Raw genomic sequence first — 13,789 nt, forward strand, 5'->3', positions numbered from 1 at the left:
CAAAAAGCAGCGCCATGAACACGAGTTGAACCGGTGTTTCATGCGCTGCATATGTGGCAAGAGCTGTAGCAGTTGCCAGGTACAAAAATAGATTGGCTGTTACACTTCGACTTCTCCGAATAATTGGTTCACCCGTTCATTATAATGGGCCAATTCTTCCTCGCTTCCGCCTTTTTCACGTAATTTTTCCAGCAGCTCCATGTATAGAGCTGACTTTTCGACACTTAAAAAGTCGATTTTACGCTCATCGAATACCACTTGCACCACTTCCACACCAGCCTGTTCCAGTAATTCAATGGCGTATTCGTGATTTTTGTAGTCAGTTGCGTAATACAGACGGGAAATGCCTGACTGAATGATCGACTTGGTACATTGCAGACACGGGAAATGACTGACATACATGTCGGCGCCATTTACGCTGACGCCGTATTTGGCGCATTGCAACAGTGCATTCATTTCTGCATGGATGGTACGGACACAATGCCCATCGACGACATAACAGCCTTTATCGATGCAATGGTCGCCGCCTGAAATCGATCCGTTATAACCGCCGGCCATGATTCTGCGGTCGCGCACAATGGTCGCTCCGACCGACAGACGTGTACAAGTACTTCTAAGTGCCAGTAAATGGCTTTGCGCCATGAAGAATTGATCCCAAGTTATTCGCTTCATCTAATTGCCTCCTGCAAGTGTAGTTAAAATAAGTGTAGCAGAGGCAGTCGTTTCGTCAACCGTCTTTTCAAGCCGGTTCCGTTATTTAGTGGTGATCAACTCTTTTAATTGTTCGAAGGTTTTATCGCCGATGCCTGAGACTTCGGTCAATTCCTCCGGTGTTTTGAAGCTGCCGGCTTCTTCCCGGTAAGCAAGGATCGCAGCGGCTTTGGAAGGGCCGATGCCCGGCAACTCCATCAACTCGGTTTCAGTTGCCTGATTGATGTTGATCAAACTGCTGCTGCCCGCTGAAGCTGTCTGTTCCAATGCGGGCAGGACGATTTCTTCACCGGCCGCCGGTACGTATAAACTGGTTTCATCAGCAACAATCAATGCCAAATTGATGGCGCGGCTGTCGGCTTCAGACGTAAATCCACCAGCTGCGTCTATAGCATCCTGCATACGGGAGCCTGGCGCGAGCTCATAAACGCCGGGATTGGTCACTTGGCCTTTCATATCAATCATTACAGTAGATTCGATTACAGGGTCTTCGTTTTCAGGAGTTTCTGTCTGCTGAGGGGATTCAGCGTTGATCAGTTCTAGAGAAGGAACAGGAGTTTTTTCAGGGTTTCCTTGAGGAAATAAAAAATAAATCAACAGCAGCGCAATGACGGCAGCGGGGATCAACAGCCATGCGGTTTTATTCTGAAGCTGGGAAAGTTTCAGCTGGCATTCCTCGTTTCTTCAGAAGGCAATTAAATAGAAGCTGTTTGAATTATATATTAATTCCATTTCACTTGTCCATCCTTTTCGAAATAGAAAAAAGCCCCCTGCATTGTGCAGGAGGCTGAGTAGAATTTTTGTTTATTTTTTAGCATAAAAGAAAATGCGTTCACTTTCTTCATCTGGAGCCTGATCCGAAAAATCGGCTGTAATCGATTCTATGGAAAATCCGGCTTCTTCCAGCCACTTGATGTAAACATCCACCGGGAAAGTCATCTGTTCATGCGTTTCTTCGAAGCGCTCAAACAAGCCATTCTGGCGGACAAAAAAAGTCATGTCATGAATCACACTATGTTCTGTCTCTCCAGGCTCGGTATGCCAAATATAAGCGATTTCCTCTGCATCATAAACAAACGGACTGTCCATATAAACTTTATCCACTTTGAAAACGGAATGCACATCAAAGAAAAAATGGCCTCCTGAGTTCAAGGCTTCATAAGCTTCCCTGAACGTCTGCCGGACCTGTTCGCCGCTCTGCAGATAATTTAAGGAATCGATTGCAATCGTGACGATATCGAAACCGGCAAGCCCTTCCAAGTTGTCCATGGACAATTGAAGCACCGGAATAGACTGGTTTGCTTCTTGAAACCGTTGATTGGCGACCGTCAGCATGTCTTCAGACAAATCGCTTGCGGTCACTTCATAGCCCATTTCAGCAAAAAGCTGTGACAATGTGCCGGTTCCGCACGCCACGTCCAGCAATTTGCCGGACGGGACGTGGGAAGCGACCCACTCCACATACTTTTCATAAGGAATATCTTCCATCAGTCCATCATAGACTGCGGCAAATTTTCCGTATTTCATATTTCCATTTGCGGAGCTTCTCTCCACAGGCGTTCAAGGTTATAGTACGAGCGTTCGTCTTTATGGAAAACGTGGGCTACCACATCTCCAAGGTCAACAAGGATCCAGCGTGCTGAATCGAATCCTTCAACACTTTTCACTTCGTGGCCTTCTTCGTGTGCTTTGTCCATGATTTCTTTTGCAATCGATTGGACTTGGCGATCGGAGTTCCCTGTACAAATAACGAAGAAATCAGCCAAAAGCGAAATCCCCTCCATATTCAAGACAACGATGTCTTCCGCTTTTTTGTCTTCCGCAGCATTATAAGCTACTTGCAGTAAAGTTTCTTTAGTCATTCTTTCACTTTCCCTTTCTGTTGCACGAAGTAGTTGTAGCACTTCAGTGAATCCGGAAATACCGGTTGATTTTTTGATACTAAAAATTCGATGGAATGTTTAACCGAGGCTTCCATCATAACATCCAATCCCCGATCTTTTAATTGTCGCAATTCTTCAACACCGGAAAACTTTCGGTTGGGCTCGATCAAATCGGCAATATAGACGACTTTTTCCAAGTCAGACATCGCTTCGCGCCCCGTCGTATGGTAACGGATGGCATTCAGGACATCTTCATCCTCCACTCCGAATTCGGTAGTTGCCAAATAAGCGCCAACCGGTGCATGCCAAAGTTCCGCATGGTATTCAAGCAAGAGCGGGTCCATCTCTTCAGAGACAATGATGGATTTCATCCAATCACGATCCGAAAACTTCGCAACGTCGTGAAGAATGGCAGCAATTTCAGCTTTGGATTCAGAAACATTAAATTCCTTTGCCAGTTCAATCGCCGTATCCACTACCCCAAGCACATGCGTAAAACGATTGTCAGGCAGCCGTTCTTTAACATTCTCCAACATTTGGCTTGGCTCCATACAACCCCTCCTCTCGAATAAATGCTTCCACTTTGTCAGGCACCAAAAATGCCAGCGGCCGCCCAACAGCAGCACGTTCTCTCAACATGGTCGATGACAGCAGCAATTCAGGTGAATCGATCATCATGACCGGATAAGGTGTTTCTGTATTATACCCCGGGCGCTTGACTCCGATAAAGCGAACCAACTTCACCAAATCATCGATGCGATACCAGGAAGGCAAACCTTCCACCATATCTCCGCCGATGATGAAGTAAAATTCCGCATCCGGTTCTTTTTCTGTCAGCTTTGTCAATGTATCAAACGAATAGGAAACGCCGCCGCTGTTGATTTCGAATTCCTCCACCCGGAATTGCGGATGGCCGGATATCGCCAGTCGTGTCATTTCCAGCCGCTGCTCAGCACTGGCTCCCGTTACATCTTTATGAGGTGCAATAAAATTCGGCATGAAGCGCACTTCATCCAGTTTCGCTGAATGGTATGCTTCGCTGGCCATAATCAGATGGCCGAGATGAGGTGGATTGAATGTTCCGCCCAATATCCCGACTTTTTTCATCGTTTGACCGGCAGCTCGATTCGTTTGTTGTTGACCGATTGCTTGTAAAGGACCACCGTATGACCAATCAATTGGACCAATTCCGATTTGGTGCCTTTTGCAAGAGCTTTCGCCACTTCATCTTTGCCGTCTTCATTGTTTTGCAGAATGCTGATTTTTACCAATTCGCGTTTTTCTAATGCTTCTTTGATTTGTACAAGCATCGCTTCATTGACGCCGCCTTTTCCTACCTGGAAAATCGGATCAAGATGATGTGCTTCGCTTCTCAAAAAGCTTTTTTGTTTAGTTGTTAACATAAGTGCCTCCTAGTTTTTCTGTGATCAATTGAATCATTTTCTCGGTGTTCGGCTGAACGCCCGTCCATTTCTCAAATGCAATTGCACCTTGATAGACGAACATGCCGACTCCGTTTACTGTCACGCAGTTTTTTTCTTTTGCTTTTTCTAAAAAAGGGGTAACCAAAGGTGTGTAGATGATATCCGCCGCTACTGTCCCAGCCTTGATCCGTTCCAAGGAAATCGGCAACGCTTCCCCTGTCGACAAACCGACTGAAGTGGTTTGGATGACAACAGAGAATTCTGCCAGCCGCTCTTCAGATTCCAAAAGAGTCACAGCGCTGGCACCGATTTCAGCAGCCAATTCCTCGGCTCTCCGGAATGTCCGGTTGGTGATGGTAATATCGGCAAAACCTGCACGTTTTAATGCAAAAGCGATGCCTCTTGCAGCGCCACCGGCACCAATCAGCAACACTTTCGCTGTCTTATCGACCGGATGCACGAGCAATGACCGGACAAAACCATCGCCATCGGTATTTGAACCCACAAATTCTTTGCCATCAAAATGCACGGTATTGACCGTATTCATCTGCATGGCGCTTTCGTCCAGGCTGCCGAGAAACGGCACAATGGACTGCTTATGCGGCAAGGTGATATTGAAACCGCTGATACCCAAGGTTTTCATGGCTTCAAAAGATTTTTCCAAATGTTCCGGTTCCACATGGATCGGAATATAGGCCGCATCGATGCCATGCTCGTCAAACCATGTTTCATGCATAAACGGGGATAGGGAGTGGGCAATCGGATCACCGATTACCGCGTACCATTTCTTCATCCAAAAACCTCCTAGATCAGCGATGGGCGCAACATGACTTCTACACCTTTAGGGGCATGGGCAGCAATGACTGCGTTGCCGTGCTGAATCGTGATCCAGCCAAGCCCGGAAAATACGATATCTGTTTTGGCATCTTTAACACGGAATTCATGGCGCACCAATTCAGGGAATTCGTCTTTATACTCAGCTGAAGGCGGCGCCAGCATATCTCCCAGATGCTGCTCATAGAGGGCATCTGCATTTTCCAATTTCGTACGGTGTATCGGCAGGTCATTGGCAACATGGACCGTAAACGATGAACGCTCCCCCTGAATAAAGTCAAAGCGCGCCAACCCTCCCACAAACAAGGTCTGCTCGGCATTCAGCTGGAACACACGCGGCTTGATTTCTTTTTTCGGCATGATCTGCTTTAGATCTGCTGTCTTTAAATGATGAGCCAATTGGTGATGGTTGATGATTCCCGGAGTATCAAATAATGAACGTTTGTCATCCAAAGGAATTTCAATCATATCCAATGTCGTTCCAGGGAAATGTGACGTTGTGATGACATCCGATTGGCCAGTCGCCTGTTTGATGACACGGTTGATGAACGTCGATTTCCCAACGTTTGTACAGCCGACCACGTAAACGTCTTTGCCTTTGCGGTACTTTTCAATGGCTTCCATCGCTTCCGGAACTCCTGTCCCTTTATGGGCACTGACCGTCAAGACATCGATTGGGTGCAAGCCCAATTTTTTGGCTTCCTGCTTCATCCAATTGACGAGTTTCTGTTGTTTGACCGACTTCGGCAGAAGATCCGCTTTGTTGGCAACTAACAAAATATCATTATTCCCCACAAAACGGTGAAGGCCTGGAAGCCAGCTGCCGTTGAAGTCGAAAATATCGACGATTTTCACGATCAGTCCATCACGTTCGCCCAATCCATTTAAAATACGCAGGAAATCATCGTCCGTCAACGATACCGGCTGAAGTTCATTGTAATTCTTTAAACGGAAACAGCGTTGGCAAATAATTTCTTCTTTTTCCAATGAAGACGGCGGAGCATATCCTACCTCTTCTTTGTTTTCAGTTTGAATCTGTACACCGCATCCGATGCATGTTGGCATTTCACTCAATTTTCTTCCTCCCACATCAATTGTCCTTTTTCTTTCAATCTCTTCATGATTCTGCGCTCGACTCTCCGGTTAAAACGGGTGAAAAACCCATCTGATTGCGCCACCGGCAACACCAGGATCGTATGCATCTTATTTAAGTTGCCTCCGAAAATATCCGTCAGCATCTGATCCCCGATCACCACTACCTGATCGCGTTTTGCTTCCATGATCCGAAGCGCCTTGCGGAAAGCGCGGCCCATCGGTTTGCGTGCCTGGTGAATAAACGGAATACCTAAAGGATCCGCAAAAGATTTAACGCGCAATTCCTTGTTGTTGGAAACGATGACGACTTGAATACCAGCTTCCTTCATTGATTTCAACCATTCAATCAATTTTGGCGTCGCATCCGGACGGTCCCATTCCACCAGCGTATTATCCAAATCCGTAATGATTCCTTTAATATTCTTTTCAATTAATGTTTCCGGCTTAATGTCAAAAACGTCTTTTACATATTGGCTTGGTACAAAATTCTGATACACGGCAACCCACTCCTGTTTTCCTAACTTAATTCTACTGATTATACCATAATTCCTAACGGTTCTCCCACCTTGATCCGATTGCCATTCGACATATCTTCAACAAATTCAATGGAGTTCGCCTCAAAAAACAAAACAACTGTGGAACCAAAACTGAAATACCCCACTTCGTTTCCTTTTTGCCATTCGCCGCCAGTCTCGGTCAATTTGATGGAATTGACGAACATGGCGCCGACTTTGACTACCAGCATATTGCCGAAAGCGGTATCGAGTTCAGTGACCATTCGGTAATTGCCACTGATCGGCGCTTTGCCATATTGTAATCCGGCAGCATTAACCGGGTAGGATTTTTTTCCAAGTACATACTGTCTGTTGACCTTGCCGTCAGCAGGGCTGTGGATCCGGTGGTAATCGGCCGGAGACAAATAAAGCACTGCGTATTTTCCATCCTGATAGCGATCGGCTAAAGCCTTATCCCCTAAAAGGTCAGCTAACGAGTAATGCTGTCCTTTTACAAGAAAATGGACATTTTCATGCAGGTCACCGGCAATTTCAATTTTTCCATCGACAGGAGAAACTACTGGTGCCGGAGCGACTGGGCGGCTCCCCGGCGACAATTTCCGCACGAAGAAATCATGGAGAGTCGAAAAAGAGTCTAACGGTTTTTCAACATCATCCGTTAAAATCTGATAGGCTTTAATATACCCTGGAATAAATCTGCGGCTGTTTTTAGATTGGGCAAATTTGCGGATTAAATTTGAAGTATAAGCTCCATTGGTCAATTCGATGGAGCGCTGGTACAAATATTTTTTCATAGAGATGCCTCCGTTGCTAAAATAGTCTACCATTTTTTTACCTTTCACAGTATAATAGAGTGAACAAGTTTACAAAAAAGAAGGAGTGTTTTCCATTGTTAATTACAGAAAGAATGGATCACACCATAAAAAAGTTGAGGTCACAGACAGCGAACATTATTACAATCGGTAATATGCTGTTTGGTGGTGCCTCTCTTATGGCCACTTTAAATGGATCATATAGCTATAGTGTGCTATTTATATTTATCGCGGCTTTTTTGGACCGCTTTGACGGTATGGTGGCAAGAAAGTTCAATCAGGAATCCGATTTAGGCAAACAGCTCGATTCAATGAGTGACATATTATCCTTTGGTGTTGCACCCGCAATTTTAATGTACCAGCTCGTTTTATCAGATTTCGGTTTTGTCGGAATGGTTTTTACTGTTATCTACATTTCGTGCGGCGCTTTCCGTCTGGCACGCTTCAACATTTCAGATGCGACAGGTTATTTTACCGGTTTGCCGATTACTGCAGCAGGTACAGTCATCACCCTTTCATACTTTGGGGTGCCAGCTTTTTCACCGGTCGTCTTTATGTTCCTGTTCATCCTTTGTTCATTGCTGATGGTCAGCACATTCACCTTGAGAAAAGTTTAAAAAAGCTGAGCGACGTTGAGAAAACGTCCTCAGCTTTTTTGTTGTCTTTCGGGAAGCTTAAATGCGTGCTGCCAATTGGCTGATGACATTAAAGACGATTTCCGTTGAATGTTTAGCTGCCACTGGCAGGAACTCATCGAAAGATACCGATGATTCCTTTCCGGCAATGTCTGATAAAGCACGGATTACCACAAAGGCAACATCGAATTGATAGCAGACCTGTGCAACCGCAGCCGCTTCCATTTCAGCTGCTTTCATCGTCGGGAAATATTCACGCACTTTGGCAACACGTTCAGGATCGTTCATGAACGAATCGCCAGTTGCGATCAATCCGACTGCATAATCATGCTGTCCCATTTCCTTGACTGCTTTAATTGCCAGTTCAATCAATTCTTCGTTCGAAGTGAATGCAGCCGGCAATTGAGGGACTTGTCCCATTTCATAGCCGAAGACTGTAACATCCACATCGTGATGGCGAACTTCATCCGATATGACGACTGCCCCAACTTCGAGTTCTTCATCAAAACCTCCTGCAGAGCCGATATTGATGACGATATCCGGCTGGTATTGCTGAAGGAGAATCGTTGTAGACATTGCAGCATTCACCTTGCCGATGCCGCTTTTCAACAACACGATCTCCTGGCCTGCGTATGTACCTAAAGTGAATTCACATTTAGCGATTTCTTCAGTCTGCGGACTTTCCAGTCGGCTTCTCAATAATTGAACTTCTTCTTCCATCGCACCAATCACACCGATTTTCATTTTTGCATTCCTCATTCCAGCGTCGATTTATATTACCTGTTTCAATTACTCATACTAGCAAAGAAAAAGACGCCTTTATCAATAGGCGCCTTGCAGCGTTTTCAATACATCCATCTTCACCGGTTTCCAGCCTTCGCCATCCACCCATTCCAAATGGACACGGTATTTCTCAGATTCGTCTTTAGACTGTACAGTCGCAATCGATTTCTGAGGGCCTCCGCCATTTTTGATCATCATGACGTACATATTGTTTGAGTCAAGACCAGTTGCATAGGAAACAGCTTTGACTTTTTCATTCCAGTCAACAGAATCCTTCTGGTAAACGGAAACATGGTCTCCTTTTTGCTTGGTGCCAACCGGCTCCCAGCTTGTATTGATCACTGTTTCGTCTACAATCGGATCGCTCGAATCTTCACGTGTGATGGTTCCGCCTTTTGTGACAGATCCCTCTTCTTCTTTTTCTTTTTCTTCTTTAGCTTTCTTGGCTGCTTCTTCTTTAGCTTTTGCTTCTTCAGCTTTCTTGGCTGCTTCTTCTTCAGCTTTTGCTTCAGCGTCTTCATCCTCGTCACCGGCACTTGCGCTTTCACCGTCATCAGAGCCACTCGTTTGTTCTTCGGTACCAGTTGAGATTGCCACTTCTTCAGACTCGTTCGCCTGATCGTCCCCTCCGCTAAATAGCATAGAAACTCCAATAATGAGAATCAATGCAAATACCAGACCGATCATGATGTTCAAAATGGAATTTGACCGATTTTTTTCTTTCTTTTTCTTCAAACGAGAGGGATACGGTTTTTCTTCGTTCGTCATTGGATGTCCCCCTTTCTTGTAAGTTTAACATATAATCTTCATGACAAATTTGACGTTTCAACGATAATTTCGTTTCATATCGAGTAAAGTTAATGAAAAACGGCCATCCTGTATGCAGAATGGCCGCTTCCATCACGTGATAGAAAGAATTTTGATTTCCATTTCTCCGCCAGGCGTCAATACTTTCACATTTTCACCAATTGTGCGGCCGATCATGCTTTTCGCAATAGGAGAATCATTTGAAATGCGGCCTTCTAAAGGATCCGCTTCTGCTGATCCGACGATTGTATAAGATTCTTTATCGCCATCTGGAACTTCTATAAATGTCACAGTCGTCCCCAAACGAACGATATCCTTATTTGATTCGTTTTCATTTATGATAACGGCGTTACGGATCATCGATTCAAGCGTCGAAATACGGCCTTCTACAAAAGCCTGATCTTCTTTCGCAGAATCATACTCTGAGTTCTCGGACAAATCTCCGAAACTGCGGGCTACTTTAATCCGTTCCACTACTTCTTTTCTTTTTACCGTTTTTAAGAAATCCAGTTCGTCTTCCAACTTCTGCTTTCCTGCAGCTGTCATTGGAAATTGTTTTTCGTTAGCCATTCTTTCCACTCCTTCAACTGCTGACCTGGATGCATAGGTGCAACCGTCAGTCTGGTCTCATCATATTATAGTTTAACAATCTATTCAAGAATAGTTTTGATTTTTGTGACCATTAAATCAATCGCCACTTCGTTTTGCCCGCCTTCTGGAATAATTACATCTGCATAACGTTTTGTCGGCTCGATAAATTGGTTGTGCATTGGGCGGACAACCGTCAAATATTGCTCGATGACGGAATCGATGGTACGGCCGCGTTCATTGATATCGCGCAACAAACGGCGAATGATCCGCAAATCGCCATCCGTGTCGACAAACAGCTTGATGTCCATCAAATCGCGCAGGCGTGAATCTTCAAGCACTAAAATGCCTTCCAGTATGATAACATCTTTTGGGTCAATTAGCACCGTTTCTTCTGCACGGGTGTGCAAAGCGTAATTATAGACCGGCTTTTCGATTGGTCTGCGTTCAAGCAAATCATTGATGTGTTCAATCAGCAGATCTGTATCAAATGCCAATGGATGATCATAGTTTGTTTCCAGGCGTTCTTCGAAGGCCAAATGGCTTTGGTCTTTGTAATAATAGTCCTGTTCGATTACCACCACTGAGTTTTCTTTAAATACTTCATAAATGGAGTTCGTGACACTCGTTTTCCCCGAGCCCGAACCCCCTGCGATCCCAATAACGACCGGCCGATTCTTAGACATGTTGTTTAGCTCCTTGCAAACCTCGTTTTTAGTGTGTTCATTTCTTTTTGCAAATCATGATGCCATCGCCCACTGACAATAATTGCGTGTCATAAGCGGGGTGATGAAGCATATGTTCTTTAAATGCTGCAAGATTACGGATCATTGTACGTTTTCTTCTGGGAACTTCGGACAGTGGAATGTCAGAGAGTCCATGCATCGCCATGTTATCGCAATATATGATTCCGCCTGTTGCCAATAAGCTTTCGTACTTGTCGAAAAAGCGTTCATACTGGCCTTTGGCGGCATCGATGAAAATAGCGTCATACTGTGGTTTCAGTTCCGATAAGGCAAGTTCCAATGCATCTGCATGATAAATGCGGATCTGTCCCCCGAAACCTGATTGCGCAATAAATTCAACTGCTTTTTCATAGCGGGAAGCATCCCGTTCAACCGTATCCACTGTACATTCCGGCAGTGCCTCAGCCATTTTAATTGCTGAAAATCCAATGGCTGAACCGATTTCCAAAATCCGTTCGGGTTGTTGTGCTTTCAGTAAATCCACCAGTTCCCGGATTCCCTGATCTTCCATAATCGGCACATGATGTGCCGCTGCATAAGCTTGAACCGCTTTAAGCGTCGTTGATAATTGATTGTTCACCATACTGGAAAGCTCCTTTTCGGCTACGCAAAAATTACTTCAAATCTTACCATAAAAAGAGAAGGAAAGCGAGGACGCTTCCTTCTCGATGGCTTTACTTACCGATATGTTCATCCCGGTTGGCCAAATGTTCTTCATAGGTCTTGGCAAAATGATTCGTACCTGTAGAATCAGCCAAGAAATAGAAATATTCGGTTTCAGCGGGATCCAACACCGCTTCAATCGAAGAACCTCCAGCATTTGCAATCGGTCCAGGCGGCAGCCCTTTATTCTTGTAAGTACTGAATGGATGTTCAAACTCATAATCTGTATTGAAGAGACGATCCTTATGTTCGCCCATCGCATAAATGACCGTTGGATCCGTCTGCAATGGCATGTCATCGTTCAGTCGGTTATAGAATACGCTGGCGATGGTCTGGCGGTCTGATTGAGCCGTTGCCTCTTCTTCCAGTAGGGAAGCGAATGTCAGAAGCCAATGTGGGGTCTCGCCTTGTTCTTCCAACACGCTCTGGTATTGCATGACATTTGCTTGTGTCGTATCGAGCATTTGCTCAATAATCAACGTCAGCGATGGGTCTTCATCGTAGATCGGATAAGTTGCTGGGAACAAATAACCTTCCAACGCGTAGCGGATGTCTTCATTCAAAATCTCATCTGTCAGCAGATCAGGGTATTTGACCATCAGTTCTTCGATATAAGCAGGATCCTGAATTTTCTCCAAGAACTCTTCTGCCGTAAACGACGTTTTCTTCGCGATGACATTTTCAGCGATTTCTTCTACCGTCAAACCTTCCGGAACATTGATGGTGAATAACGGCTCGCGGTAGACTTTTCCGCTTTTCAGGCTTTCCGTAATTTCATCCAATGTCATGGATGGCAACAAGTCGTATGTCCCTGCCTGGAATTCGGATTCATTGTTGAATTTAACGTAATATTTGTAGATGCGGGCATCTTCAATAATGCCGTTTTCTTCAAGCAATGCTGCAATACTGTCCAGACTCGAACCGATTGGAACTTCGACAGTAACCACTTCTTCAGAATCCGGATCAACCGGTTCCAGGCCGTTCGTGATGTAATTGTAGGTTTGAAAGCCTGCGATTCCGATGATGACCAATAGGATCAGCGCGACTATTAAGACGATGCGTCGGACGACTCTCACTTCCTTCTTTTTTTCTTTCATGCGTTCAAACATGATCTCTTTTTTTGACGGTTTCTCCACGGGTTCCCCCCCCAGCTTTTCTCTTCTGCAAAAGTTGATTTAATTGCCTCAACTTCTATCAGTATACAAGAAAAGTGCACAAAAGAAAAAGACGGAATCAGCAAACAATTCCGTCCCTTCCATTTTTATAGTTCTTCGTTTTCTTCTTCTTCGTCAAGGAACGTATTCAACATCTCTTCGATCATGTCCCACTCTTCATCTGTTTCAACCGGGCGAAGTTCTCCGCCGCCAACAGTTTCATCTGATTCAGGGTTTTCCGTGAAGGAAGATGCATGAATTTCAATTTCGCCTTCTTCATCTTCTTCAGCGCCTACCGGGAAATACAAAACATATGATTTTCCGAAGTCTTCTGATTCAAATGTGAACAATACTTCAAATAATTGTTCGTTGCCGTTTTCGTCTACGACTGTAATGTGCTCTTGTCCGTGTTCCATTTGTGTCACCTCATCATTTTTTAAAATCAAGATAGCCTTGCAAAATCATGACTGCTGCCATCTTGTCGATCACTTTTTTGCGATTTTTGCGGCTGACGTCCGCGGAGATCAACATCTTTTCTGCTGCCGACGTCGTAAGCCGTTCATCCCATAGGACCACCGGTATACTATACGCTTCTTTCAGCAAAGCTGCAAATCTTTCGGAAGCTTCAGCGCGCGGCCCGATAGAGTTATTCATGTTTTTCGGGTAGCCGACGACCGCTTCGGTCACTTCATATTGCTTGATCAGCTCGCCAAGGCGGGCCATTCCGAATTCTTCGATCGCTTCATTTATTTTGACGGTTTCGATTCCTTGAGCTGTCCAGCCCATCGGGTCGCTGATTGCGACGCCGACTGTCTTCGATCCGACATCAAGTCCCATTATACGCATGATTATTCCCCGTTATTCTTTTTAATATAGAACTTTACAAGCTCTTCCAGAATTTCATCCCGTTCCAGTTTGCGAATCATATTTCGCGCATCCTGATGGCGAGGAATATAAGCCGGATCACCTGATAATAAATATCCGACAATCTGATTGATCGGGTTATAGCCTTTTTCTTCAAGTGCAGCATGGACTTGAAGCATCACTTGCTTCACATCTTGCTCCATCGACTCATCAGAAGAATCGAATTTCATAGTTCGATCAAATGAACTCACGACAAGCACCTCGCTTTCGGATTT

The 13,789-nt window shown here is 44.9% G+C and carries 20 protein-coding genes and 1 pseudogene; 1 reads left to right on the forward strand and 20 read right to left on the reverse strand.

Annotation, left to right across the window (positions count from 1 at the left end):
• Window positions 1–99: 99 nt before the first annotated feature.
• From QMA04_RS08480 to QMA04_RS08530, 11 genes are all read right to left on the reverse strand, one after another.
• Window positions 100–672 carry a ComE operon protein 2 gene (locus QMA04_RS08480; RefSeq protein WP_203339810.1) on the reverse strand — a complete coding sequence of 191 codons (573 nt, stop codon included), beginning with the start codon at window positions 670–672 and terminating at the stop codon, window positions 100–102.
• A gap of 81 nt (window positions 673–753) precedes the next feature.
• Window positions 754–1,338: a helix-hairpin-helix domain-containing protein gene (locus QMA04_RS08485; protein ID WP_290185098.1), complete on the reverse strand. Its 585-nt coding sequence runs from the start codon at window positions 1,336–1,338 to the stop codon at window positions 754–756.
• A gap of 177 nt (window positions 1,339–1,515) precedes the next feature.
• Entirely contained in the window at window positions 1,516–2,238 is a 723-nt protein-coding gene (locus tag QMA04_RS08490; RefSeq protein WP_290185100.1) for a class I SAM-dependent DNA methyltransferase, read from the reverse strand.
• Entirely contained in the window at window positions 2,235–2,573 is a 339-nt protein-coding gene (rsfS, locus tag QMA04_RS08495; RefSeq protein WP_142827773.1) for a ribosome silencing factor, read from the reverse strand. Before rsfS ends, QMA04_RS08490 begins: the two co-directional genes overlap by 4 nt.
• The gene (yqeK, locus tag QMA04_RS08500) at window positions 2,570–3,145 is read right to left on the reverse strand and encodes a bis(5'-nucleosyl)-tetraphosphatase (symmetrical) YqeK (RefSeq protein ID WP_290185102.1); all 576 of its coding nucleotides are present in this window, start codon (window positions 3,143–3,145) and stop codon (window positions 2,570–2,572) included. Before yqeK ends, rsfS begins: the two co-directional genes overlap by 4 nt.
• Window positions 3,114–3,701, reverse strand: a complete 588-nt coding sequence (locus QMA04_RS08505) for a nicotinate-nucleotide adenylyltransferase (RefSeq protein WP_290185103.1) — start codon at window positions 3,699–3,701, stop codon at window positions 3,114–3,116. The genes yqeK and QMA04_RS08505 overlap by 32 nt, the downstream gene beginning before the upstream one ends.
• Window positions 3,698–3,997: a ribosome assembly RNA-binding protein YhbY gene (gene yhbY, locus QMA04_RS08510; RefSeq protein WP_191715915.1), complete on the reverse strand. Its 300-nt coding sequence runs from the start codon at window positions 3,995–3,997 to the stop codon at window positions 3,698–3,700. The genes QMA04_RS08505 and yhbY overlap by 4 nt, the downstream gene beginning before the upstream one ends.
• Window positions 3,984–4,811: a shikimate dehydrogenase gene (aroE, locus tag QMA04_RS08515; protein WP_191715916.1), complete on the reverse strand. Its 828-nt coding sequence runs from the start codon at window positions 4,809–4,811 to the stop codon at window positions 3,984–3,986. The genes yhbY and aroE overlap by 14 nt, the downstream gene beginning before the upstream one ends.
• Window positions 4,812–4,822: 11 nt before the next feature.
• A complete protein-coding gene (yqeH, locus tag QMA04_RS08520) occupies window positions 4,823–5,926 on the reverse strand; it encodes a ribosome biogenesis GTPase YqeH (RefSeq protein WP_191715917.1) in 1,104 nt (367 codons plus the stop codon).
• A complete protein-coding gene (locus QMA04_RS08525; protein ID WP_191715918.1) occupies window positions 5,923–6,444 on the reverse strand; it encodes a YqeG family HAD IIIA-type phosphatase in 522 nt (173 codons plus the stop codon). Before QMA04_RS08525 ends, yqeH begins: the two co-directional genes overlap by 4 nt.
• Before the next feature lie 38 nt (window positions 6,445–6,482).
• Window positions 6,483–7,256, reverse strand: a complete 774-nt coding sequence (locus QMA04_RS08530; RefSeq protein WP_191715919.1) for a phosphatidylserine decarboxylase — start codon at window positions 7,254–7,256, stop codon at window positions 6,483–6,485.
• A gap of 95 nt (window positions 7,257–7,351) precedes the next feature.
• Here QMA04_RS08530 and pssA point away from each other — a divergent pair, with 95 nt between their 5' ends.
• The gene (gene pssA / locus QMA04_RS08535) at window positions 7,352–7,891 is read left to right on the forward strand and encodes a CDP-diacylglycerol--serine O-phosphatidyltransferase (protein ID WP_203339805.1); all 540 of its coding nucleotides are present in this window, start codon (window positions 7,352–7,354) and stop codon (window positions 7,889–7,891) included.
• Between the two features lie 57 nt (window positions 7,892–7,948).
• Here the strand turns inward: pssA and mtnN are convergent, their stop codons facing one another.
• The 9 genes and pseudogenes from mtnN to QMA04_RS08580 form a co-directional block, all read right to left on the reverse strand.
• Window positions 7,949–8,653, reverse strand: coding sequence for a 5'-methylthioadenosine/S-adenosylhomocysteine nucleosidase (gene mtnN, locus QMA04_RS08540; RefSeq protein WP_191715921.1), 705 nt, complete (start codon window positions 8,651–8,653; stop codon window positions 7,949–7,951).
• Window positions 8,654–8,731: 78 nt separating this feature from the next.
• On the reverse strand, window positions 8,732–9,460 hold the full coding sequence (locus QMA04_RS08545; RefSeq protein WP_191715922.1) for a DUF1510 family protein: 729 nt from the start codon (window positions 9,458–9,460) through the stop codon (window positions 8,732–8,734).
• Between the two features lie 132 nt (window positions 9,461–9,592).
• Window positions 9,593–10,069: a transcription elongation factor GreA gene (gene greA, locus QMA04_RS08550; RefSeq protein ID WP_203339803.1), complete on the reverse strand. Its 477-nt coding sequence runs from the start codon at window positions 10,067–10,069 to the stop codon at window positions 9,593–9,595.
• Window positions 10,070–10,149: 80 nt separating this feature from the next.
• A pseudogene (gene udk, locus QMA04_RS08555) lies at window positions 10,150–10,794 on the reverse strand (uridine kinase); the annotation flags it as partial.
• Between the two features lie 16 nt (window positions 10,795–10,810).
• On the reverse strand, window positions 10,811–11,416 hold the full coding sequence (locus tag QMA04_RS08560; RefSeq protein WP_290185109.1) for an O-methyltransferase: 606 nt from the start codon (window positions 11,414–11,416) through the stop codon (window positions 10,811–10,813).
• 91 nt (window positions 11,417–11,507) lie between these two features.
• Window positions 11,508–12,632 (reverse strand): endolytic transglycosylase MltG, encoded by a 1,125-nt coding sequence (gene mltG / locus QMA04_RS08565; RefSeq protein WP_203339800.1) that lies wholly within the window; start codon window positions 12,630–12,632, stop codon window positions 11,508–11,510.
• Window positions 12,633–12,757: 125 nt separating this feature from the next.
• Window positions 12,758–13,066: a DUF1292 domain-containing protein gene (locus QMA04_RS08570; RefSeq protein ID WP_191715927.1), complete on the reverse strand. Its 309-nt coding sequence runs from the start codon at window positions 13,064–13,066 to the stop codon at window positions 12,758–12,760.
• Window positions 13,067–13,079: 13 nt separating this feature from the next.
• A complete protein-coding gene (gene ruvX / locus QMA04_RS08575; protein ID WP_191715928.1) occupies window positions 13,080–13,496 on the reverse strand; it encodes a Holliday junction resolvase RuvX in 417 nt (138 codons plus the stop codon).
• 2 nt (window positions 13,497–13,498) lie between these two features.
• On the reverse strand, window positions 13,499–13,765 hold the full coding sequence (locus QMA04_RS08580) for an IreB family regulatory phosphoprotein (RefSeq protein ID WP_191715929.1): 267 nt from the start codon (window positions 13,763–13,765) through the stop codon (window positions 13,499–13,501).
• Window positions 13,766–13,789: the final 24 nt, after the last annotated feature.

Origin of the sequence: Planococcus sp. APC 3900 (genome assembly GCF_030407735.1) — a bacterium.
In the GTDB taxonomy this organism is placed as follows: domain Bacteria; phylum Bacillota; class Bacilli; order Bacillales_A; family Planococcaceae; genus Planococcus; species Planococcus notacanthi.

Excerpts from the sequence above, each read along its gene's own strand:
- QMA04_RS08480 (WP_203339810.1), bottom strand. The coding sequence starts at position 672 with ATGAAGCGAATAACTTGGGATCAATTCTTCATGGCGCAAAGCCATTTA.
- QMA04_RS08490 (WP_290185100.1), bottom strand. The coding sequence starts at position 2,238 with ATGAAATACGGAAAATTTGCCGCAGTCTATGATGGACTGATGGAAGAT.
- rsfS (WP_142827773.1), bottom strand. The coding sequence starts at position 2,573 with ATGACTAAAGAAACTTTACTGCAAGTAGCTTATAATGCTGCGGAAGAC.
- yqeK (WP_290185102.1), bottom strand. The coding sequence starts at position 3,145 with ATGGAGCCAAGCCAAATGTTGGAGAATGTTAAAGAACGGCTGCCTGAC.
- QMA04_RS08505 (WP_290185103.1), bottom strand. The coding sequence starts at position 3,701 with ATGAAAAAAGTCGGGATATTGGGCGGAACATTCAATCCACCTCATCTC.
- yhbY (WP_191715915.1), bottom strand. The coding sequence starts at position 3,997 with ATGTTAACAACTAAACAAAAAAGCTTTTTGAGAAGCGAAGCACATCAT.
- aroE (WP_191715916.1), bottom strand. The coding sequence starts at position 4,811 with ATGAAGAAATGGTACGCGGTAATCGGTGATCCGATTGCCCACTCCCTA.
- QMA04_RS08530 (WP_191715919.1), bottom strand. The coding sequence starts at position 7,256 with ATGAAAAAATATTTGTACCAGCGCTCCATCGAATTGACCAATGGAGCT.
- mtnN (WP_191715921.1), bottom strand. The coding sequence starts at position 8,653 with ATGAAAATCGGTGTGATTGGTGCGATGGAAGAAGAAGTTCAATTATTG.
- QMA04_RS08545 (WP_191715922.1), bottom strand. The coding sequence starts at position 9,460 with ATGACGAACGAAGAAAAACCGTATCCCTCTCGTTTGAAGAAAAAGAAA.
- greA (WP_203339803.1), bottom strand. The coding sequence starts at position 10,069 with ATGGCTAACGAAAAACAATTTCCAATGACAGCTGCAGGAAAGCAGAAG.
- QMA04_RS08560 (WP_290185109.1), bottom strand. The coding sequence starts at position 11,416 with ATGGTGAACAATCAATTATCAACGACGCTTAAAGCGGTTCAAGCTTAT.
- QMA04_RS08570 (WP_191715927.1), bottom strand. The coding sequence starts at position 13,066 with ATGGAACACGGACAAGAGCACATTACAGTCGTAGACGAAAACGGCAAC.
- ruvX (WP_191715928.1), bottom strand. The coding sequence starts at position 13,496 with ATGCGTATAATGGGACTTGATGTCGGATCGAAGACAGTCGGCGTCGCA.